Source organism: Pseudomonas fluorescens, from assembly GCF_005938625.1.
GTDB classification, from domain to species: Bacteria; Pseudomonadota; Gammaproteobacteria; order Pseudomonadales; family Pseudomonadaceae; genus Aquipseudomonas; species Aquipseudomonas fluorescens_BD.
The window spans coordinates 1-18,757 of record NZ_VCNJ01000015.1; the positions used below are offsets into that span (position 1 = coordinate 1).

The following is an 18,757-nucleotide window of genomic DNA, read 5'->3' on the forward strand; positions in this document are numbered from 1 at the left end:
ACGATCGGAACCGCCTTCGGCAACACGGCGTTCGATCAGACGATCAGAACCGCCTTCGGCAACGCGGCGTTCAAGCAGACGATCGGAACCGCCCTCGGCAACACGACTTTCAATCAACTTGTCCGAGCCGCCTTCAGCGACCTGGGTGTGTGCCGTGGTGGCGGCAAAAGCGTTAATGGCGAAAACCGAGAAAGCGATGCTGAGAAGGGTCTGGCGTTTCATGATCGTGTGCTCCAAGGGGTAGTTGTTTGTCTGGAGCCGATGTTACGCCGTGGATTTTTTATGAGAACTTCATTGCCGTGATGGTGAACATCGAGCGCAATGATGGTTCAGCAATCCCTGTAGGAGCTGCCGCAGGCTGCGATCCTTTGATCTTTCTCAGAGCGACTTCGCCACCCGAACACACAGCTCACCGGTAGCCCGCGTCAAAGCCAGTTCATGCAGCACGTCGTGGGTCAGGCCACTGCGCGCCTTGGCCAGCCACACCGGACAATTCGCATCATGGCGATACGGCGCAAAATCGGCGTATTGCTGCAACAGCCGGGTTTGCAGTTCATCCAGACGCGGGCGGATCTGCTTGCCGAGGTCGGGGCGCGGAGTGTCCGGCGCGGCACCCGCCGCCTGCCATTGCGCGAGCAAACCGTACTGCACCAGTTTGTTCGCCTCCATTTGCGCCGCAATCAGTTGCGCCACGTCTTCCGGGTCGAGCTTGTGCTCGGCGGCCAGCGCTCGGGCATTGGCGATGACCTGCGCCTCACGCGGGCTGTCCTGAATCGGCTTGCCGCTGTCCCATTTGGTCAGTGCGACGAGGTCGCCGATGTTCAGGCGCTCGTTGAGTGTTTCCAGCAGCGGCTTCAACGTTTCGGCGGGCGCGGCGGCGTGAGCGCTGGTGGCGAGCAGAGCGAGGAGGCTGGCGGTCAACAGATTGGCAAAGGGCGGCATGAACAGAGCCTCAATGGGAGAAATGGGAGTCGCCAGTTGTTTACCACAGCTCTGAAGCGACACCTACAGATCCGTGCCAATTACACAGGCGCGGGCACCGGTCATAAACATCGATTTGAAATGTTAATTGCGCCCCGCGTGCAACTCGCCGAAGCTATCCTTCATCAGCCCTCCCGCCGTTCGAGATGGACCTCTATTCAATGCAAGCCGTCGCCCAACGCCCACTCTGGCACACCTACCTGCTGTTCCTCGCGCCGATGGTGCTGTCGAACTTTCTGCAATCGATGTCGGGTACGGTCAACAGCATCTATATCGGTCAGATGCTCGGCACCCAAGCGCTGGCGGCGGTGTCGGGGATGTTTCCCATCGTGTTCTTCTTTATCGCACTGGTGATCGGCCTCGGCGCAGGCGCCGGTGTGTTGATCGGTCAGGCCTGGGGCGCGCGTGAGCCGCACATGGTCAAGGCGATTGCCGGGGCGACGCTGTTGCTGGGCGTATTGATCGGACTGGTGGCTGCGGTGTTGGGCAGCGTGTTCGCGCGGCAGGCGTTGGCGGGGTTGGGGACGCCGGCGGATGTGCTCGACGATGCGGTGGCGTATGCCCATGTGATGATGTGGATCTTGCCGTCGCTGCTGGTGTTTGTGTTGTTCACCCAACTGTTGCGCGGGGTCAGCGACACGCTGTCGCCGCTGCTGGCACTGGTGGTGTCGACCTGTGTCGGGCTGGCCTTGACCCCAGCGCTGATTCGCGGTTGGTTCGGCCTGCCGCAACTGGGTATTCAAAGTGCGGCGTACGCGGGGCTGGCCGGTAACCTGGCAGCGATGGCGTGGCTGGCGTGGCGCCTGATCCGCAAGGGTCATCCGTTGGCGCCGGATCGCGAGTTCTTTGCCGCGCTGCGCCTCGACGGGGCGATTCTCGGCAAAGTGTTGCGCATCGGTCTGCCGACCGGCGTGCAGATGATTGTGCTGTCGCTGTCGGAGTTGGTGATTCTGGCGCTGGTCAACCAGCACGGTTCGCAAGCGACGGCGGCCTATGGCGCAGTGACGCAGATCGTCAACTATGTGCAGTTCCCGGCGTTGTCGATTGCGATAACCGCGTCGATACTCGGTGCGCAGGCTATCGGCGCCGGGCGACTGGAGCGCATGGGGCCGATTTTGCGCACCGGGCTATTGATCAACGTGTGCCTGACCGGCGGTTTGATTGTGCTCGGTTACCTGTTGTCGCACTGGTTGCTGGGTCTGTTCCTGACCGAGGATTCGACCCGGGCAATGGCTGAGCATTTGCTGCACATCATGTTGTGGAGCCTGTTGGTCTTTGGTTTTCAGGCCATCATCGGCGGGATCATGCGCGCCAGCGGGACGGTGTTGGTGCCGGTGATCATTGCGATTATTTGTGTGGTCGGTGTGCAACTGCCGGCGGCGTACTGGCTGGACGGGCAATACGGTTTGCAGGGCGTGTGGATGGCGTTTCCGGTGGCGTATCTGAGCATGCTGGTGTTGCAGACTCTTTATTACAAACTGGTCTGGCAGCATCAGAAAATCGAGCGTCTGGTGTAGGCGCTGGCGCAATGCCCGGATGTTTGCTTAAGTCAATCGAGGCCCTTGACGGCAAGCCCGCCTGGAGAATCCGATGTCGATGCGATTGCTGCTGGCTGCCGCGTGTTCGCTGTGCGTCGTCTCTGTCGCACAAGCTGTCGAATACACCCGGGTCAACACCAGCGCCAGTCAGATCAGCTTTACCTACAACCAGATGGGCTCGCGGATGTACGGCACCTTCGGCAAGTTCGAGGCGACGCTGGACTTTGACACCGAAAACCTCGCCAACGCCCACACCACGTTGCACATCGACCTCACCAGCATCGATGCCGGCAGTGAAGACGCCAACACCGAACTGGTGAAACCGGCGTGGTTCGACACGGAAAAATTTCCCGTGGCGGTGTTCGAGTCGGACCATTTCACTGAGGTTGCCGAGCATCATTATTTGATCGACGGGCAACTCACCCTCAAGGGCATCACCCGCAAAGTGCAAGTACCGGTGGAATTGAAACCGGGCAGCGCCATCGGCATTTTCGACGGTGAACTGGTGCTCAAGCGCGACGAGTTCGGCCTCGGCGCGGGCGAGTGGGCAGACACCGTGGTGTCCAGGGACATCGCCATCAAATTCAAAGTGGTGGCGCCGCAGCAGTGAACTCGCCAGTCAATAAAACCGGTCCTGTTCTTTCATCGCCTGAATCTGCCAGAACGTCCTGCCCGAGATCAGCAGAAACAGCAACGCGAGCAGCACGCCGCCGCTCATGATGCAGAAGCTCGTGCGGTAACTCTGCAATTGGCTGGCGATGCAGCTTTTATCCGGCATCCAGGGCGACACCAGCAGGGTAATGGGGCCATCGACTTCATACTGGGTATGCTCGACGTAGCGTTCGTCAGCGTGTTGCCCTTCATGGGGCTGGCCTTGGGCATCGGTGTATTGATAGTGAATGACCTTGCCATTGGCGTTCATTGGAATCTGTTCCAGTGCCGTGACACTGCCACGGGTTTCCACGCCGTTGAAACTCAGCGCCCCATAAAGCATGCCGGACTTGTGAGCCATTGCAGCGAGCAGCAGCACTACGCAGCAAGCAACGGTCAGCATGACGATACGGTTGTAGAGGTGATCCTTGGCAGCTTCGCGCGGGTAATACATGGCCGGTCCCTGGTGGTGACATTGGTAGGAGACCGTTACATCGGCGCACGGAAAAGGAACTTTAGACGTCCGCCGGGCCGGTCACGGTATGATGTCGCGGTTCGTCGACCGCTGCGGTTGTCGGCAACGCTTTTTACCGTAGGAGTTCGTCATGCCACGTATCACCCACTACAAATCCCCATGCCCCGAGGGCGTCAACAGCCAGATTCTGCAACTGGTCGTCGACTACCTGACCGACATCAGCGCGGTCGGTCTCGGCCCGAGCAACCTGCTGTACAACGTCTATCAGTACGCGGTCGGCTATGAGGTGCATCTGTATCTGGAAGCGTTGAATGGCGAGAAGGGCACCGACGTCGAGTTGCTGGTCGCCACCGACGAGGACGATCCGGAGCAAGTGATCGGTTTTCTGTTGTATCTGCCGGTGCAGGGCGATTGGGAAGCCTGCAGCGTCGCTTACATGGCGGTGCGCGAAGGGCATCGGCGTCAGGGTGTGGCGCGGGCAATGATCGGCGAAATACTCGGGCGTTATCCCCACGCGGAACTGGCCTGCACGGTCGGCAAAGTCCCGTACTTCGAGGCACTGGGTTTTGAGGTCATTGGCCAGCGTGAAACCCAGGTGTTGATGAGCACCCGGCATTACCGCAGCAACGGCCTGCGCGGATTTATCGACACCACGCCGATTTACCGGTCGCTGGAAGTGCAGCAGATCCACACCTATCTGCTGCAGAAAAACGGCAAGCGCGCGATGCTCGACGCTGAAAAACAGCGCGATCGACACCTTGATCAGACCAGCCGCCATGTCGAGGCGTTTGTCCGCCAGCGCCTGACCGTGCACTGACCTCACATCGCTAAAAAGCCCTTGCTGTGCATGGCGCAGCAAGGGTTTTTTTGTGCGCGTCATTCAGCCGAGTTTGACGTTCATGGTGATTCGCGCCGTGAACACGTGCTTGCCCTCGGTATCGCGAATGTCCACGGTGACGATCTTGTCGCCCGCGCTTTGCCAATCCACGCCCTCACCACTGGCCACCGCCGTCACATCGGTTTTCGCCTTGGCCAGATATTCCACGCTCATGCCTTTGGGGATCCAGCGTGCGCCGGCCGGGATAGAGACATCGGTCATCATCCCGGCGGCGAGTTCTGCGGCGTTGCACATGGCAATCGCATGCACGGTACCGAGGTGGTTGGTGATCTCACGGCGGAACGGTACTTGTACCGTCGCCGAATTCGCACGCAACTCGGTCACCAGAGGGTTGATGCTGCTGAAGTACGGCGCGACCTGGCAGGCCATCTGGCTGAATGCTTGCGGACCTGCGCTGTTGAACATGCTGAGAAACTGACTCATGGAAACGCCTCGCGGAAGTGATTTTGCAGAATGATGTTCCGTTACAGAATAATATTCTGTAACGGAACGGTATTCGGTCTGCGGGAAATCTGTCAACCTGTGCGTGTTTTTTCATGGGCACGACGTGTGCCTTTCAATCCCGATTTTCAGGCAGTGAACCGCATGGACACCGCAGATCTACTTGAACGCAGCTACCCCGGCCGCCGCGCCGAACTCAAGCGCGATATCTTTCGCAAGGCGTTGAGCCTGTTCAATGAGCAGGGTATCGAGGCCACCACCATCGAGATGATTCGCGCCGAGTGCGATACCAGCGTCGGGGCGATCTATCACCATTTCGGCAATAAAGAGGGCTTGGTCGCCGCGTTGTTTTTCACCGCGCTGGAGGATCAGGCGTGCCTGCGCGATGCCTATCTGGAGGCGGCGCACACCACCGAGGAAGGCGTGCAGGCGCTGGTGTTCAGCTACGTCGATTGGGTCGAGCGTCAACCCGAATGGGCGCGTTTCCAGTACCACGCGCGGTTTGCCGTGACCAAAGGGCCGTTCAAAGACGAACTGGCCGAGCGCAACAAGACCCGCAATCTGCGTCTGCGCGACTGGCTGGCCGAATCAGGGCGCGCTGCTGAACTCAAGGCCTTGCCCGCCGAACTGTTGCCGTCGTTGATCATCGGTCAGGCCGACAGTTACTGCCGTGCCTGGCTGGCGGGGCGGGTGAAGGGCAGTCCGGCGGACTATCGCGAGTTGCTGGCACAAGCGGCCTGGCGCTCGATTCGCGTCGATGCGCTGCCGGCCCGCTGATTTACGCAGACAAAAAAAGAGCCTCAAAGCTCTTTGATGAGGAGGAAGTAGAGCCCTCGAGGCTCAAGATGCGCATGAAGCAAGGCTCGGGCTTGATTGGGGTTCAGAGCACCCGCGCCTACGCAGCACTCGAAGAGCGGAGCCACTGCGTGATTCCATCCTAGGAGTGTGCGACTGGCGGCTCAAGTACCGCCAGTCGCACGGGCAACTAGACGCTGGCCTCTTTCATGAATGTTCACAGACTCCTACAGTGTTTTTGCGGGGTCAGCGGGCGCCGGGCCAGCCTGATTTTTCGAGGGCAGCGAGCAGGGTTTGCGCATCCAGTCCCGGTACGGAATGCCCATTACCTTCGGTGCTGTCACTGGCCAACAAGGCATTGATGATCGCTTCTTCAACCGCCTCGGTCGCGGCCAGAAACAGTTCGCTGATGTGGTCATTGTTGACCATGCGCAAACCGTCGCAGGTCGGTGCGCCTTTGCCTTCGTAGGCTGCGGGCGGTACGTGATCGTTGCCGGTGGCGAAAGCGATGAAGATGTCGCCGCTGTGATCCTCGTTGCCACCGCCGGTTCGCGCCAGACCCAGGCTCGCGCGTTGTGCCAGACGTGTGCATTGATGCGGCAATAGCGGCGCGTCGGTGGCCAGGCAGACGACGATCGAACCCATGCCCGGATGCGGCAATGAGGCGCGCAGGAACGGTGAATCTTTCTGCTCCATATAGCGCCCGACCGGGTAGCCATCGACCCGCAACTCACCGCGAATACCGTGATTCGCCTGCACGATCGCGCCGACGGTCCAGCCGCCCTGAGCACTGCTCAACCGCCGCGATGAGGTGCCGATGCCACCCTTGAATTCATGACAGATCATGCCGCTGCCACCGCCGACCGCGCCCTCCACGACGTGACCTTCAACAGCTGCGCTCAGCGCTTCGGCGACGTGTTCAGGCTGGACGTGAAAACCGTTGATGTCGTTGAGCAAACCGTCAAAAGTTTCCAGCACCACCGGCATGTTCCAGTAGAGGCGACCGTCGTCGGGTTGCTGCTGGCGATCCAGTGCAATCAAGGCATCGCGCACCACACCGAGGCTGTGGGTGTTGGTGAACGCAATCGGGCTGGTCAGCAGACCCGCCTCGCGAATCCACTCAAGTCCGGTGGCGTCACCGTTGCCATTGAGCACATGCACGCCGGCAAAACACGGCTGCTGATTGGTCGAGCCTTGGCGCGGTTCGATCAGCGTGACGCCGGTGCAGATGTCGCGCCCGGCGCTGCTGCGGCCGCGCACGTTGCTGTGGCCGACGCGCACGCCGGGGACGTCGGTGATGGCATTGAGCGGTCCGGGAGGCAGTTGGCCGATGCGGATGTTGAGGTCACGGGCACGAGGTTTCATTGGTTTCTGTCTCTCAAAAATACGCTGGGATGTTCGCCGGCCCCGGTGGGAGCGAGCTTGCTCGCGAAGGCAGTCCGACATTCAACATTGATGTCGACTGAGCCACCGCATTCGCGAGCAAGCTCGCTCCCACAGGGTTTGTGAAATATTCAAAAGGCTTTACTGCCCGTTCTTGACCTTGCTCCACACCCGCGTGCGCACGCGCTCGGTGGCTTTGGGCAGGGGTTCAAGGGTATACAGCGTGGCCATCGCTGCGGCAGACGGATAAACCGCCGGGTTATCCCGCGTGGTGGCGGCCACCAGCGCTGTCGCCGCGCGATTGCCATTGGGGTAGGACAGATGATCACTGACCGGCGCGATCACTTCGGGGCGCAGCAGATAGTCGATAAAGGCCAGACCCTGAGGACGATTCGGTGCGTCCTTGAGCAGCACCAGCGTGTCGAACCACACCGGCGCGCCTTCCTTGGGCAGGCTGTAGGCGATCTTCACGCCGTTGTTGGCCTGCTCGGCATTGGTCTTGGCTTCGAGCATCGCGCCCGACCAGCCCACTGCCACGCAGATGTTGCCGTTGGACAGGTCGCTGATAAATTTCGACGAGTTGAAGTAGGCGATGTGCGGGCGCAGTTTCAGCAGCAGCGCTTCGGCTTTTTTATAGTCTTCGGGATCGGTGCTGTTGGGTGGCAAGCCGAGATAATGCAGGGCGACCGGCAGCATCTCCGACGGCGAATCCAGCATTGCTACGCCGCACTGGCCAAGTTTGGCGAGGTTGTCTTCGTTGAACACCAGGTCCCACGAATCCACCGGCGCTTTTTCGCCTAGCGCCGCACGCACTTTGTCGACGTTGTAGCCGATGCCGTTGGTGCCCCACAGGTACGGCACGGCGTATTGATTGCCGGGATCGTTGTTGGCCAGTTTCGCCAACAGGTCGGCATCGAGATTCTTCCAGCCCGGCAGTTGATCGCGCGGCAGCGGGGCGAGGGCGCCGGCCTTGATCAGCGTCGGCAGGCTGAAATTGCTCGCCACCACCACGTCGTAGCCGCTGCGGCTGGTCATCAGTTTGCCTTCGAGGACTTCGGCACTGTCGAAGGTGTCGTAGACCGGCTGGATACCGCTGTCGCGCTGGAAATCGTGCAGGGTGTTCGGGCCGATGTAGTCGTACCAGTTGTAGACGTGCACGCTCGGTGCATCGGCGGCCATGGCGATTGAGCTGGCGCTGAGACCGGCCAGCAGGCCCAGTTTGATGCCGAGGTTGATACAGCCACGGTGACGACGCATGATGCGGCACTCCTGGCCTGTGCAGGCCGGTGATGAACAGGAGTGCTCAGCCTATCGGGCCGGTCACGCCTGACCCATTCCCATCATGGGTTACTCAAAAGGGGTAGTGCGTGGACGCGTTGCTGCAGGAGTTGCCAGTGCATCAAAGCCTGGCGCGGGTATTTGCCAAGGTCGGTCAGGAAGGTTTCTGGCGCGCGCTGGTTGATACGTTGCGGTTGCTGGTGCCGCTGGACAACGCGCTGGTAGCGTTGATGAACGCCGGGCAGGCGCCACAGTTGCTGATCGACTTCGACAGCACCGGACGCGCCGACGAGCAGGAAGAACTGGCCGGCTACAGCGCCGGAATGTACCTGCTCGATCCGTTCTATCAGGCCGCGTCGACAGGTATTGCCGACGGCTTGCACAGCCTCGCCTCGGTGGCGCCGGACCAGTTTCTGCACAGCGAGTACTACCAGAGTTACTTTCGTTCGGTGGTGGGCGAAGACGAGTTGCAGTTCATGATCAACGTCGAGGGCGGCGTGCTCGGCTTGTCATTGGGTCGTTCGAGGCCGTTCGACATGGCCGAGCAGGGCAGGTTGCTGTGCGTGCGCGATTGGGTGCTGGCGGCGATGCGTCGGCATGTGCAGTTGCTGCCACCGCAGGGCGCGGTGGCGCAAACGCCGGTCGGGGATCTGGCGACGTTGCTCGACCGCTTCGATGCGCGGCTGACGGTGCGCGAGGTCGATACGGCGCGGCTGATCTTGCAGGGCTTCTCCAGTAAAGCGATGGCCCAGCAGATGGGCATCTCGCCGGAGACGGTCAAGGTGCATCGGCGCAATCTGTATCACAAGCTCAATGTCACCGGGCATGGTGAGTTGTTTGCGTTGGTGTTGCGCCCTCACTAAAGATCATCGGCCGTACACATAAACCTGTGGGAGCGAGCTTGCTCGCGAATGCGGTATATCAGCCAACCTCACTGGCGACTGACAAAACGCTTTCGCGAGCAAGCTCGCTCCCACAGGGGATGTGTGTTGTTCAGGGGATCTTCTGGGTGTCAGGGGGTGCGCTGGAAGACTAAAGCTTTGAGGCCGCTTTCAGGATCAATATCCGCAAACTCCGGCGGATTCTCCAGCCGCTCTACAAAACGCAGACTCGGCGCTTCCTGCGTCACGCCCTCAATCAGAAAGTCCGAACCGAACGCCGGGTCATTCATGCACGCCAGCACTGTGCCCTGCGCGGTGAGCAATTCCGGCAAACGACGCAGCACGCGCTGGTAGTCCTTGGTCAGCAGGAAACTGCCTTTCTGGAACGACGGCGGATCGATGATCACCAGATCATACGGGCCACTGTTGATCACCTTGCCCCAGGACTTGAACAGGTCGTGGCCGAGGAAACTGACTTTGCTCAGGTCATGGCCGTTCAAGCGATGATTGTCACGGCCACGGCTCAGGGCCGCGCGGGACATGTCCAGATTGACCACATGGCTGGCGCCACCCTCAATGGCAGCCACGGAAAAACCGCAGGTGTAGGCAAACAGATTCAACACTCGTTTGCCGTTGGCCTGTTCGCGCACCCAGTTGCGCCCGTAACGCATGTCGAGAAACAGCCCGGCGTTCTGTTTGCGTCCCAGGTCGACGCGATACTGCAAACCGCCTTCGACGATGCTCATTTCATCGATCTCATCACCCAGCAGCCATTCGGCAGTGCTCTGCGGCAAGTAGCGATGCTGGATCAACAACGTGTGCGCGCCAGACTGTTTCCATTCGACGGAACCGGTGAGTTCCAGCAGCAACGCTTTGAGATTATCCAGTTGCTCAGGCGCCGGCTCCTTGAACAGCGACACCAGCACCACGCCTTGCAGCCAGTCCACGGTCAACTGCTCCAGCCCGGCCCAGCAGCGTCCGCGCCCGTGGAACAGGCGACGGGTTTCGCTCGGTGCGGCCGCGAGGGCCGGCAGCAGATGGGCGTGGAGAGTAGCGAGGGCTTCAGGGTTCATCGGTCAGGATCGGCAAGCAAAAGGGCCGGCATTTTAACCACAAATACGCCGTCGCGAACGATTGCCGCTGACGGGCAAAAACGCCGTTTCGCAAAAGACCTGTATCAAAAATGAATTTCTGCAGAGCCCGCTGCTCATACCAGTTAAGCAGCGGATTCAAGCCGCTAAATCGTTAATGCAATTCAGGGAGTGCAGTTCCATGTGCCCAACACCGACGGCGAGCGCGCACCTTCCTGACGGATTGATTCTGGTGGTTGAGGATGATCCGTTGATTCTGGAGTTTCTCTGCGAAATTCTTCAGGAGGAAGGTTTCAAAGTCGAGCCGCAGACCAGTGCCGACGCCGCATCACTTTACCTTGAGCAAAACGCGCCGAACGTGGCGTTGTTGCTGACCGATATCACCATGCCCGGCACCCTCAATGGTGCTGATCTGGCCAACCTGGTCGGCGACCGCTGGCCGGACAAACCGGTGATGGTCATGTCCGGCTATGAAACGCCCGAGACCTCCGGGGTCAAGCATCCGGTGGCGTTCATCAAAAAGCCCTGGGCCATCGGTCAATTGCTCGACTGCGTCGACAGCGCCTTCAAGTCCAAGGCACCGCGCCTGCACTGACGCGTTGGGTAGATCGACTGGGCAAGTGCTACATTGCCCGCCCGGTCTTTTGCCAGAGGATGCGACCCTTTGTCTGCTCACAATGCTGTATTCGATCGCGCGTTCGGCGCGTTTCTGTTCGACATGGACGGCACTGTCCTCAATTCCATCGCCGCCGCGGAGAGGATCTGGGCAGCCTGGGCCGTGCGCCATGGCGTCGATGTGGAAACCTTTTTGCCGACCATTCATGGTGTGCGCGCGATCGATACCATCACCCGGCTGAACCTGCCGGGGGTCGATGCCGAGGCGCAAGCTGCGTTCATCACCAAGGCGGAAATAGAAGACGTTGAAGGCATTGTCGAGATTCCCGGCGCGGCCGCGTTTCTCAACAGCCTGCCCAAGGATCGCTGGGCGATGGTGACCTCGGCGCCACGGGATCTGGCCTTGCGGCGCATGGCGGCGGCGGGGATTCCCGCGCCGGCGGTGATGATCACGGCTGAAAATGTGCAGGCGGGTAAACCTGATCCGGCCGGCTATTTGCTGGCAGCCAAACGACTGGGTCTGGAAGCGCGTGATTGCCTGATCTTCGAAGACGCCGCTGTCGGCATTCAGGCGGCCGAAGCCGCCGGCGCGGCGTTGATGATCATCACCACCACGCATCAGCATCCGCTGGAAACGGCGCATGCGACGTTGGCCAGTTATGCTGCGGTGCAGGTCAAGGTCGACAGCGACGGCAAACTTCACCTGCAAAAAAACTGACACAACACAGTCCCTTGTAGGAGTGAGCCTGCTCGCGATAGCGGTGTGTCGGACACACAGATTTGACTGACACACCGCTATCGCGAGCAGGCTCACTCCTACAGGGGGACTGTGTTCGCAAATCAGTAAACCCCCGGCACCAAACGCCAGCTCCGCGCACAGTAAGCGTCATACTCCGCCCCAAACTGCGCACGAAGCAGCGCTTCTTCCGAGTGAATCCGGGCAATCAACGGGATCAACGTCAGCGCTGCCAGCATCAGTCCGACCACTGAACGAAACGCCAGCGCCCAGCCCACGGCATTGATCACCAGCCCCAGATAACTCGGATTGCGCAGGTGCTGGTAGATGCCATCGGTGACCAGCCGATGCCCCGGCTGAATCGCCACCAGCCCACTGAACCTCCGTCCCAGCACAAACACCGGCCACAGTCGCAGCGCGCCGCCGACGATAAACAGCAAAGCGCCGACCCAGCGCATGCCTTCACCGCCCACCGTCCAGAAATTCACCCGGTCGCAATAGGCCGGCAAGAAACCACTGACCAGACCAATCACACCAAAGGCCGGAATCACCCAGCGATTGGCGCGGTCTTCACGTTCGCCAGAGCTGAGGTTGACCTCGCTGAACAGTGAAGCAATCACCATGGCCACCGTTGCCAGTGCGACGATCACTAGCGAGCCGTGGGAAAAGAACATCGCCACACCGCCAATACCCCAAACCGCCAGACCCAGCCAGGCGAGGGTGGCGAGTACCGCGACGACGGTCATTTGCGCAGACATTTTCATGGTCAACTCACGGCTGGGTGCGTATCCGTTGAGTGTAGATCCACCGCAAAACCTGTGGGAGCGAGCAGGGTTCTGCTTCGTGTAGAGAATGCGAGATCACTTCTGAACCTGTGAGAGCGAGCTTGCTCGCGAAAGTGTTGGGTCAGCCAATTTTGATCTTGGATGTGCCGACCCTTTCGCGAGCAAGCTCGCTCCCACAAGGTTCTGCGTCGTACGGAGAGTGCGAGATCACTTCTGAACCTGTGGGAGCGAGCTTGCTCGCGAAGAGGCCCTCTCAGTCAGCGGCTATCTCACCGTCAGTCAGTACCTTTCTGAAAGTCTCGACCAACGGCCGCAAATTGATCCGGTGCCACGCCGCCCACAACGGTGTGGTCAACGTCAGCCATGGCAGTTCACGCAACACCACACCAGGCGGGGCGTTATGGCTTAAACCTTTCTGAATCATCGCAATCCCCAGCCCCGACGCAACCAGCCCCAGCGCAGTAAACGGCTCGGTCGCCTGCATGCGCACATCCGGGGTGAAGCCGGCGCGAATGCAGGCGCTGGCAAACTCATCGTTGGCGTCCTGTCGCGGCTGTACGCCGATCCATTCCTGATCAGCCAGATCCTCGGGCCTCAAAGCCGCTTGCTGCGCCAATGCATGGTGTTCCGGCAACGCCAGCAGCATCGGATCATCCAGCACCTGAAAGCTCAGCAGATCGGGGTCGTCATCGGTCGGCGGCTCACTCACCAAGGCAATATCGAGACTACGCTGTCGCAGGCCCTCCAGTTGCTCGGCGGAATTGAGGTTGTACAAAGCGACATGCACATTCGGCCGATCCGCGCGCAATACACGCAGGGCATTGGGCAGGACGCCGGCGTGCATGGCGTTTTCGATATAGCCGATGCACAGGCCGCCTTCCTCGCCGCGACCGAGCCGTTTGCCTAGGGATTCGAGGCGATTGGCATGTGTCAGCAGGGCGCGGGTTTCGGCAAGAAAGGTCTGGCCGTCGCGGGTCAGGCGAATGCGTTGCTGGCTGCGCTCGAACAGGGTCAGCCCCAATCGTTCCTCGAGCTGGGCGATCTGTCGGCTCAGCGGTGACTGGGAAATATGCAGCCGTTCGGCGGCGCGGCCGACGTGTTCTTCCTCGGCGACTACAACGAAGTAGCGCAATTGGCGGATATCGATCATGTCAGACCTATAGGGACTCAAGTGCTGCGCATTATGTCTTGGACGGTCTCGGTGTCGCAATCTAGGATCTGCTCAACGGTCACACAGACCCAGAACCTATCGAGGAAAAACCCATGAGCTTGAAAGACAAACTGCCCGGTCAACTGGGCTTCGGCACCGCGCCACTGGGCAACATGTTCCGCGCCATTCCCGAAGAAGAAGCGCAGGCCACCGTGCATGCCGCGTGGGATGCCGGCGTGCGTTACTTCGACACTGCGCCGTTTTACGGCTCCGGTCTGTCGGAGATCCGCCTCGGCGAAGCACTAAAGCAGTACAAGCGCGACGACTACGTGCTCAGCAGCAAGGTCGGCCGAGTGATTCTCGATGAAATCGAAGACGCCGCTGCCCGTGATCTCGGCGAAAAAAGTGGTGTATTCGAACACGGTCGCCCGAACAAGATCGTCAACGACTACAGCGCCGACGCAACCCTGCGCTCGATCGAAGACAGCCTCAAGCGTCTGCAAACCGATCGCCTCGACATCGTCTGGGTGCACGACATCGCTCAGGACTTCTATGGCGATCAATGGCTGGAGTACTTCAATCAGGCTCGAACCGGCGCGTTCAAAGTCCTCACCCGGTTGCGCGAAGAAGGCGTGATCAAAGGCTGGGGCCTGGGCGTGAACAAAGTCGAGCCGTGTGAACTGACCCTCGACCTCAGCGAAGCGCAGCCGGACGGTTTTCTGTTGGCCGGTCGCTACACGCTGCTCGACCACGAACGCCCGTTGCAACGCTTGATGGATGCGGCCCGGGCGCAGAACGTTGAAATCGTCGTCGGTGGCCCTTACAGCTCAGGAATTCTGGCGGGTGGCTCGCACTTCGAATACCAGCAGGCCAGCCCTGAAGTCATCGCCAAGGTTGAACAGATCAAACGCATCGCCGCCGCTTACAGCGTCGATATCAAAGCCGCTGCGCTACAGTTCTCGCTGGCCAATCCAGCGGTTGCTGCGGTGATTCCCGGCGCGAGCAAACCCGGTCGTATCGCTGAAGATGTCGCGGCGCTGTCGGCGACCATTCCTGCCGGATTCTGGCAGGCCATGCGCGACGCGAAACTGGTTTCCGAACGTGCACCATTGCCAATCGATGAGGTGAAAGCATGAAGATTGATCTGAGTGGAAAACTGGCCATCGTCAGCGGCAGCACCGCTGGTATCGGTCTGGGTATCAGCCAGTCGCTGGCCGAATCCGGCGCCACGGTGGTGGTGATCGGTCGCGATACCGCCAAGGTCGAGCAGGCGCTGGCGAGCATTCGCGAGAAGGTGCCGGGCGCACAATTGCGCGGCTTGACTGCCGATCTGGGCACCGCTGAAGGCGCGCAAAAACTGTTCGCCGCTGAACCGCGTGCCGACATTCTGGTGAACAACCTCGGCATCTTCGACGCCGTAGATTTCTTCGAAGCGCCGGACAGCGAGTGGACGCGCTTCTATGAGGTCAACGTGATTTCCGGCGTGCGTCTGGCGCGGCATTATGTGCCGGCGATGGTTGAGCAGGGCTGGGGGCGGGTGATCTTCCTGTCTTCGGAATCCGGTGTCGCAACGCCTGCCGACATGATCAATTACGGCGTGACCAAAAGCGCCAATCTGGCAGTGTCTCACGGTCTGGCCAAACGTCTGGCTGGCACCGGGGTGACAGTCAATGCGATCCTGCCGGGGCCGACCTTCACTGATGGCCTGCAAGACATGCTCAAGGATGCCGCCGCCGAATCCGGGCGCAACCTTCGCGATGAAGCCGACGCTTTCGTGCTCAAGGCCCGTCCGACTTCGATTATCCAGCGCGTGGCGGATGTTGAAGAGGTCGCGCATCTGGTCACCTACATCGCTTCGCCGCTGTCCTCGGCCACCACTGGCGCCGCGTTGCGCGTTGATGGCGGCGTGGTCGACAGCCTCACGATCTGAATTCCCGAGAGAGACGTTTATTTATGCCAACAGCATCTGCAACCATCGATATTCCGGCTTCGGCCGATCAGGTCTGGCAATTGATCGGCGGCTTCAACACGCTGCCCGATTGGCTGCCCTTTATTCCCCACAGTGAACTGAGCGACGGCGGCCGCGTGCGCACCCTGCAAACCGCTGACGGCGCTGTGGTGATCGAGCGTCTGCAAGCGTTCGATAACGCGGCGAAGACTTACAGCTATTCGATTGAACAGGCGCCGTTCCCGGCGACTGATTATCTGGCGACAATCAAGGTTGAAGCCCAAGGGCAGGGCGCCCGGGTGACGTGGTCGGGTCGCTTCAACGCCAAAGGCGTGAGCGATGAGGAAGTGGTGGCGTTGTTCAGCGACATCTATCAGGGTGGCCTCGAGGCTCTTCGAGCCAACTACCCAACCTGAGTTGATGATCGTTCCCACGCAGAGCGTGGGAACGATCATGTCGGGAGTCAGGAGTTTTCGATCAGGCTCTGCCGACAATCAAGCACCAGTTTCGCCCCACCGAGATCACTGCTGCCAACTTCTAGACTGAAGCCATGCAAGCTGACAATCGCCGCAACGATCGACAGCCCCAAGCCAAACCCACCCTGCGGTTGCCCGCCCTCTGCACGATAAAAGCGCTGGAACACCGCCTCACGCTCAGCCTCGGGAATCCCCGGTCCTGAGTCGTGCACTTCAATGCGTGTCCGCCCACCCGCGTTGACTCCACGCAGCATCACCGTGCCGCCAACCGGGGTGAACTTGATCGAGTTGCTCAACAGATTCGCCAACGCCTCGAACAGCAATGCACGATCACCGTTCAGCGCCGGCAATGTTTCCGGCATGTTCAAGTCGAAACGCAGTTCACCTTCTTCGGCCAGCGGCAGGTAAAACTCGTGCAGTTCTTCCAGCAGTTGCACCGGGTCGAGTTCGACAAAACCTGAGCGGCGCTGGCGATCTTCCAGTTCGGAAATCCGTAGCAACCCGCGAAACCGCGCCATCAGCGTGTCTGCTTCGGCCAGCACCAGATCCAGTTGCGCCGCCTCCTGCGAGCCTTCGCCGGCCTGTTGCTGCATGCGATACAACTGCGCGCGCAGGCGCGTCAGCGGCGTGCGCAAATCATGGGCGATGTTGTCGCAGACGCCTTTGACTTCATTCATCAAACGCTCGATGCGCTCAAGCATGGCGTTGACGATGGCGGCGAGCATGTCCAGTTCATCGCGGCGATTGGACAGCGGCAAACGGTGCGTCAGGTCGCCGGCGACAATCGCCTGGGCGCTGGCCTGAATCGCTCGAATCCGCCGCAGCGGCCGGCGGCGCAGCAAATGCCATCCGGCAATCCCAGGCAGAATCGTCAGCGACACGCCCCAGAACAACGCATGCAAAATGATCCGCGTCACCGCGAACAGCGAGCCGTTGTCGCGCAACAACACCAGCCAGCGCCCGTCGCGGGTTTGCGTGGCGACAGCGTCGCAGCTGTCATTGGGCAGGGTCGGGTCATCGGAGTCGGCGCAGTCGGCGAGCATGTGGATCTTGCCATCCAGCGGCAGGCCCTCGGGGATCTGCTGCAACGCGCCGCCGAGGTAAACGCCATCGACATCGAACAAGCCATAGGCGTCGATGCCGCGAATGTCGAAGGTCATGCTGGCGGCGAGGGCGTCTTCCAGTTGTTCGCCGCGAAAGTGCGAAAACAGGTGCTGACGTTGCATCAGCGAGTGTTTGGCGAGGTTGTCGAGGTAGCCGGAGACCTCGTAATACATGACCCCCATGAGGATCGCGCTCCACGCCACGAACAGCGAACTGTACAGCGCCAGCAAGCGGCTGCTGGAGGAGCGCCAGCCGTCAGACGGGTTCGGCAATGACATAACCTGAGCCCCGTACCGTGCGGATCAGCGGCACATGGCCGGCGGCGTCGATTTTCTTGCGCAGACGGCCAATGTGCACGTCGATCAGGTTGGTCCCGGGGTCGAAGTGATAGCCCCAGACCTCTTCGAAAATCATCATCCGCGAAAGTATCTGGCCGCTGTTGCGCATAAGGAATTCGAGCAGCTTGTACTCAGTTGGCAGCAGCGTCAGCACCTGCTCGGCACGGCGTGCTTCGTGACTGATCAAGTCCAGTTCAAGGTCGGCCACCTGCAACGTCGTTGCCTGGGTGGCGCCGCTGTTCTGCCGACGCAGCAACACTTCCACCCGTGCGGCCATTTCATCGGTGGCGAACGGTTTGGTCAGGTAATCATCACCGCCAGCGCGCAAGCCGCGCACGCGCTCGTCGACATCGGAGAGCGCGCTGATCATCAGAATCGGTGTGGCCACGCCCATGGTGCGCAGGGTGGTGACGATGGCCAGGCCATCGAGTTCGGGCAACATGCGGTCAAGAGTGATCAGGTCGTAGTTGCCGCTCACGGCGCGGTCGAGGCCTTCGCGGCCGTTGTCGACCCAGTCGACTTCCAGCCCGTGGCTGCTCAGTTCGGCGACGATTTCCCGAGCGGTCACGGCATCGTCTTCGATGGTCAAGATACGAGTCATAGGCAGGCCTGCTGATCGGTTCAAACGGAATGGCAGCATTTTGCCAAGAAATTCCGCTGACGCTTTAAATTAACTTTCATGTTGTAGCTGTCATTTGCGCGCCTCGGGGATTTATTTGCCGCAACGTTGATATCATCTGGCCATGAACTCAATCAGGAGTGGTGCCGTGCGTCTTTCGATTCACCGTGGCTGGATGCCAATCGTCAGTCTGTTGCTGGTGCTGTTCAGCACCTCGGCATGGGCGGCCAACACGCCGTGTTCCGGCAAAAAAGGCGGGATTGATCGCTGCGACGGCGACCTGTTCCTGTGCAATGACGGCTCCATCAGCGGCTCGAAGAAAAGCTGCGCGGCGATGTTTGGCGAACGCCAGCAGGCGCGACCGCAAAACTTCTTGCAGAGCAACGATGGCTGCGCCTGCGGCAGCGGTTCGTTCTGCACCGGTCCACGCGGCGGGGTGTATTGCCTGACCCCAAGCGGTAACAAGAGCTACAAACGCAAATAACTGGCATTTGTGCCAATGCATAAAACCCGCTGTTATTCGGCCCTTGTTGCAATTTGCATGGTCTTAGGAAGTTCATTCTTTATAACTTAT

General features: G+C 60.2%; 22 protein-coding genes. 11 read left to right on the forward strand and 11 right to left on the reverse strand.

From position 1 onward, the window contains the following. The coding region (locus FGA82_RS11085; RefSeq protein WP_141127110.1) for a hypothetical protein at positions 1–222 on the reverse strand (222 nt) is incomplete at its 3' end. A gap of 156 nt (positions 223–378) precedes the next feature. Next, positions 379–942, reverse strand: a complete 564-nt coding sequence (locus FGA82_RS11090) for a chorismate mutase (RefSeq protein ID WP_141127111.1) — start codon at positions 940–942, stop codon at positions 379–381. Between the two features lie 200 nt (positions 943–1,142). Here FGA82_RS11090 and FGA82_RS11095 point away from each other — a divergent pair, with 200 nt between their 5' ends. Then, complete coding sequence (locus FGA82_RS11095) at positions 1,143–2,498, forward strand: MATE family efflux transporter (protein WP_141127112.1); 1,356 nt, start codon at positions 1,143–1,145, stop codon at positions 2,496–2,498. 73 nt (positions 2,499–2,571) lie between these two features. After that, positions 2,572–3,129, forward strand: coding sequence for a YceI family protein (locus FGA82_RS11100; RefSeq protein WP_141127113.1), 558 nt, complete (start codon positions 2,572–2,574; stop codon positions 3,127–3,129). A gap of 9 nt (positions 3,130–3,138) precedes the next feature. Here FGA82_RS11100 and FGA82_RS11105 read toward each other — a convergent pair whose 3' ends face one another. Further along, positions 3,139–3,624, reverse strand: coding sequence for a DUF3592 domain-containing protein (locus FGA82_RS11105; protein ID WP_141127114.1), 486 nt, complete (start codon positions 3,622–3,624; stop codon positions 3,139–3,141). A 151-nt stretch (positions 3,625–3,775) separates the two neighbouring features. Here FGA82_RS11105 and FGA82_RS11110 point away from each other — a divergent pair, with 151 nt between their 5' ends. Further along, positions 3,776–4,462, forward strand: a complete 687-nt coding sequence (locus tag FGA82_RS11110) for a GNAT family N-acetyltransferase (RefSeq protein WP_141127115.1) — start codon at positions 3,776–3,778, stop codon at positions 4,460–4,462. A gap of 63 nt (positions 4,463–4,525) precedes the next feature. Here FGA82_RS11110 and FGA82_RS11115 read toward each other — a convergent pair whose 3' ends face one another. After that, positions 4,526–4,966 carry a hotdog fold domain-containing protein gene (locus FGA82_RS11115; RefSeq protein ID WP_141127116.1) on the reverse strand — a complete coding sequence of 147 codons (441 nt, stop codon included), beginning with the start codon at positions 4,964–4,966 and terminating at the stop codon, positions 4,526–4,528. Between the two features lie 162 nt (positions 4,967–5,128). On the opposite strand from FGA82_RS11115, the gene FGA82_RS11120 reads away from it, so the two are divergent. Beyond that, positions 5,129–5,761 (forward strand): TetR/AcrR family transcriptional regulator, encoded by a 633-nt coding sequence (locus FGA82_RS11120; protein WP_141127117.1) that lies wholly within the window; start codon positions 5,129–5,131, stop codon positions 5,759–5,761. 264 nt (positions 5,762–6,025) lie between these two features. On the opposite strand, the gene FGA82_RS11125 is transcribed toward FGA82_RS11120, so the two are convergent. Both FGA82_RS11125 and FGA82_RS11135 read right to left on the reverse strand, forming a co-directional pair. After that, positions 6,026–7,144 carry a P1 family peptidase gene (locus FGA82_RS11125; RefSeq protein WP_141127118.1) on the reverse strand — a complete coding sequence of 373 codons (1,119 nt, stop codon included), beginning with the start codon at positions 7,142–7,144 and terminating at the stop codon, positions 6,026–6,028. A gap of 159 nt (positions 7,145–7,303) precedes the next feature. After that, positions 7,304–8,419 carry an extracellular solute-binding protein gene (locus FGA82_RS11135; RefSeq protein ID WP_141127120.1) on the reverse strand — a complete coding sequence of 372 codons (1,116 nt, stop codon included), beginning with the start codon at positions 8,417–8,419 and terminating at the stop codon, positions 7,304–7,306. Positions 8,420–8,529: 110 nt separating this feature from the next. Between FGA82_RS11135 and FGA82_RS11140 the strand changes: the two genes are divergently transcribed. Continuing rightward, positions 8,530–9,303, forward strand: a complete 774-nt coding sequence (locus FGA82_RS11140) for a helix-turn-helix transcriptional regulator (RefSeq protein WP_141127121.1) — start codon at positions 8,530–8,532, stop codon at positions 9,301–9,303. Between the two features lie 149 nt (positions 9,304–9,452). Here the strand turns inward: FGA82_RS11140 and FGA82_RS11150 are convergent, their stop codons facing one another. Beyond that, on the reverse strand, positions 9,453–10,394 hold the full coding sequence (locus tag FGA82_RS11150; RefSeq protein ID WP_141127122.1) for a class I SAM-dependent methyltransferase: 942 nt from the start codon (positions 10,392–10,394) through the stop codon (positions 9,453–9,455). 199 nt (positions 10,395–10,593) lie between these two features. Between FGA82_RS11150 and FGA82_RS11155 the strand changes: the two genes are divergently transcribed. Next, positions 10,594–11,007, forward strand: coding sequence for a response regulator (locus tag FGA82_RS11155; RefSeq protein WP_095113649.1), 414 nt, complete (start codon positions 10,594–10,596; stop codon positions 11,005–11,007). 69 nt (positions 11,008–11,076) lie between these two features. Then, a complete protein-coding gene (locus FGA82_RS11160; RefSeq protein WP_141127123.1) occupies positions 11,077–11,745 on the forward strand; it encodes an HAD-IA family hydrolase in 669 nt (222 codons plus the stop codon). 122 nt (positions 11,746–11,867) lie between these two features. Here FGA82_RS11160 and FGA82_RS11165 read toward each other — a convergent pair whose 3' ends face one another. Both FGA82_RS11165 and FGA82_RS11175 read right to left on the reverse strand, forming a co-directional pair. Continuing rightward, on the reverse strand, positions 11,868–12,527 hold the full coding sequence (locus FGA82_RS11165; protein ID WP_141127124.1) for a methyltransferase family protein: 660 nt from the start codon (positions 12,525–12,527) through the stop codon (positions 11,868–11,870). A 274-nt stretch (positions 12,528–12,801) separates the two neighbouring features. Further along, positions 12,802–13,698: a LysR substrate-binding domain-containing protein gene (locus tag FGA82_RS11175; RefSeq protein ID WP_141127126.1), complete on the reverse strand. Its 897-nt coding sequence runs from the start codon at positions 13,696–13,698 to the stop codon at positions 12,802–12,804. 113 nt (positions 13,699–13,811) lie between these two features. Between FGA82_RS11175 and FGA82_RS11180 the strand changes: the two genes are divergently transcribed. Genes FGA82_RS11180 through FGA82_RS11190 form a run of 3 tightly spaced genes read left to right on the forward strand, consistent with a single transcriptional unit; the run spans position 13,812 to position 16,062 of the window. After that, the gene (locus tag FGA82_RS11180; protein ID WP_141127127.1) at positions 13,812–14,834 is read left to right on the forward strand and encodes an aldo/keto reductase; all 1,023 of its coding nucleotides are present in this window, start codon (positions 13,812–13,814) and stop codon (positions 14,832–14,834) included. Continuing rightward, positions 14,831–15,628, forward strand: a complete 798-nt coding sequence (locus FGA82_RS11185) for an SDR family NAD(P)-dependent oxidoreductase (protein ID WP_141127128.1) — start codon at positions 14,831–14,833, stop codon at positions 15,626–15,628. The genes FGA82_RS11180 and FGA82_RS11185 overlap by 4 nt, the downstream gene beginning before the upstream one ends. A 23-nt stretch (positions 15,629–15,651) precedes the next feature. Then, positions 15,652–16,062 (forward strand): SRPBCC family protein, encoded by a 411-nt coding sequence (locus FGA82_RS11190; protein ID WP_141127129.1) that lies wholly within the window; start codon positions 15,652–15,654, stop codon positions 16,060–16,062. 47 nt (positions 16,063–16,109) lie between these two features. Here FGA82_RS11190 and FGA82_RS11195 read toward each other — a convergent pair whose 3' ends face one another. Continuing rightward, positions 16,110–17,504 (reverse strand): sensor histidine kinase, encoded by a 1,395-nt coding sequence (locus FGA82_RS11195; RefSeq protein WP_141127130.1) that lies wholly within the window; start codon positions 17,502–17,504, stop codon positions 16,110–16,112. Next, positions 17,482–18,165, reverse strand: coding sequence for a response regulator transcription factor (locus FGA82_RS11200; RefSeq protein WP_007914996.1), 684 nt, complete (start codon positions 18,163–18,165; stop codon positions 17,482–17,484). Before FGA82_RS11200 ends, FGA82_RS11195 begins: the two co-directional genes overlap by 23 nt. Before the next feature lie 142 nt (positions 18,166–18,307). On the opposite strand from FGA82_RS11200, the gene FGA82_RS11205 reads away from it, so the two are divergent. Further along, positions 18,308–18,667 carry a hypothetical protein gene (locus tag FGA82_RS11205; protein WP_141127131.1) on the forward strand — a complete coding sequence of 120 codons (360 nt, stop codon included), beginning with the start codon at positions 18,308–18,310 and terminating at the stop codon, positions 18,665–18,667. Positions 18,668–18,757: the final 90 nt, after the last annotated feature.

Bases quoted from the DNA above. Each gene is read 5' to 3' on its own strand.
- FGA82_RS11115 (WP_141127116.1), bottom strand. From the start codon at position 4,966: ATGAGTCAGTTTCTCAGCATGTTCAACAGCGCAGGTCCGCAAGCATTC.
- FGA82_RS11195 (WP_141127130.1), bottom strand. From the start codon at position 17,504: ATGTCATTGCCGAACCCGTCTGACGGCTGGCGCTCCTCCAGCAGCCGC.
- FGA82_RS11125 (WP_141127118.1), bottom strand. From the start codon at position 7,144: ATGAAACCTCGTGCCCGTGACCTCAACATCCGCATCGGCCAACTGCCT.
- FGA82_RS11200 (WP_007914996.1), bottom strand. From the start codon at position 18,165: ATGACTCGTATCTTGACCATCGAAGACGATGCCGTGACCGCTCGGGAA.
- FGA82_RS11150 (WP_141127122.1), bottom strand. From the start codon at position 10,394: ATGAACCCTGAAGCCCTCGCTACTCTCCACGCCCATCTGCTGCCGGCC.
- FGA82_RS11155 (WP_095113649.1), top strand. From the start codon at position 10,594: ATGTGCCCAACACCGACGGCGAGCGCGCACCTTCCTGACGGATTGATT.
- FGA82_RS11100 (WP_141127113.1), top strand. From the start codon at position 2,572: ATGTCGATGCGATTGCTGCTGGCTGCCGCGTGTTCGCTGTGCGTCGTC.
- FGA82_RS11205 (WP_141127131.1), top strand. From the start codon at position 18,308: ATGAACTCAATCAGGAGTGGTGCCGTGCGTCTTTCGATTCACCGTGGC.
- FGA82_RS11185 (WP_141127128.1), top strand. From the start codon at position 14,831: ATGAAGATTGATCTGAGTGGAAAACTGGCCATCGTCAGCGGCAGCACC.
- FGA82_RS11110 (WP_141127115.1), top strand. From the start codon at position 3,776: ATGCCACGTATCACCCACTACAAATCCCCATGCCCCGAGGGCGTCAAC.
- FGA82_RS11165 (WP_141127124.1), bottom strand. From the start codon at position 12,527: ATGAAAATGTCTGCGCAAATGACCGTCGTCGCGGTACTCGCCACCCTC.
- FGA82_RS11180 (WP_141127127.1), top strand. From the start codon at position 13,812: ATGAGCTTGAAAGACAAACTGCCCGGTCAACTGGGCTTCGGCACCGCG.
- FGA82_RS11190 (WP_141127129.1), top strand. From the start codon at position 15,652: ATGCCAACAGCATCTGCAACCATCGATATTCCGGCTTCGGCCGATCAG.
- FGA82_RS11095 (WP_141127112.1), top strand. From the start codon at position 1,143: ATGCAAGCCGTCGCCCAACGCCCACTCTGGCACACCTACCTGCTGTTC.
- FGA82_RS11120 (WP_141127117.1), top strand. From the start codon at position 5,129: ATGGACACCGCAGATCTACTTGAACGCAGCTACCCCGGCCGCCGCGCC.
- FGA82_RS11105 (WP_141127114.1), bottom strand. From the start codon at position 3,624: ATGTATTACCCGCGCGAAGCTGCCAAGGATCACCTCTACAACCGTATC.
- FGA82_RS11090 (WP_141127111.1), bottom strand. From the start codon at position 942: ATGCCGCCCTTTGCCAATCTGTTGACCGCCAGCCTCCTCGCTCTGCTC.
- FGA82_RS11135 (WP_141127120.1), bottom strand. From the start codon at position 8,419: ATGCGTCGTCACCGTGGCTGTATCAACCTCGGCATCAAACTGGGCCTG.
- FGA82_RS11175 (WP_141127126.1), bottom strand. From the start codon at position 13,698: ATGATCGATATCCGCCAATTGCGCTACTTCGTTGTAGTCGCCGAGGAA.